This is a genomic window from Mesorhizobium sp. M7A.F.Ca.AU.001.01.1.1 (genome assembly GCF_004022735.1).
GTDB lineage: Bacteria > Pseudomonadota > Alphaproteobacteria > Rhizobiales > Rhizobiaceae > Mesorhizobium > Mesorhizobium ciceri.
The window spans coordinates 1-489 of record NZ_RZPF01001349.1 but is presented as its reverse complement, the minus strand read 5'-3'; the positions used below and the strand labels follow the sequence as shown (position 1 = coordinate 489).

Below are 489 nucleotides of genomic sequence, written 5' to 3'. Positions count from 1 at the left end.
CCACATAATATTGCACGGCCGCCCAAACGAAAACGGCGGAGATTTCTCTCCGCCGCTCAATGCCTTGAAATGCCGTTGGGTCAGTTATCGATATCGACATTGACCGGTTGGGCGTTGCCGCTGTCGGCCGGGGCCGCAGCCACCTCGCCGGCGTCGGTCCCGGAACTGGCATTGTCACTACCGCCATCAACCTGATCGGCGTTGACGCGCGGGCGGCGCGGACGACGCGGACGACGGGCAGCACCGCTTTCGGCGGCCGCCTCGTTGAGTTCGGCCTGGGCGGCAAGACCTGCCGGGGAAAGGTTCTCGAACGACGGAGCCGGTTCGGCCGGCGCCACAGATTCGGTCGGCGAAACGGCTTCGCCCTGGACCGGGATCTCGTTGCCCTGGGGCTGACCACCTTGCTCGGCGGACGATGAAAAGTCGCGCTGGCCGTTCTGGCCATAGCCGCCATTGGGGCGGCGATCACGATGGCGCCCGCCATTGTTG

Annotated in this window: 1 pseudogene; it reads right to left on the bottom strand. The window is 65.8% G+C overall.

Annotation, left to right across the window (positions count from 1 at the left end):
- Positions 1–80: 80 nt before the first annotated feature.
- Positions 81–489 (bottom strand): annotated as a pseudogene (locus tag EN884_RS38110) (DUF4167 domain-containing protein); the annotation flags it as partial.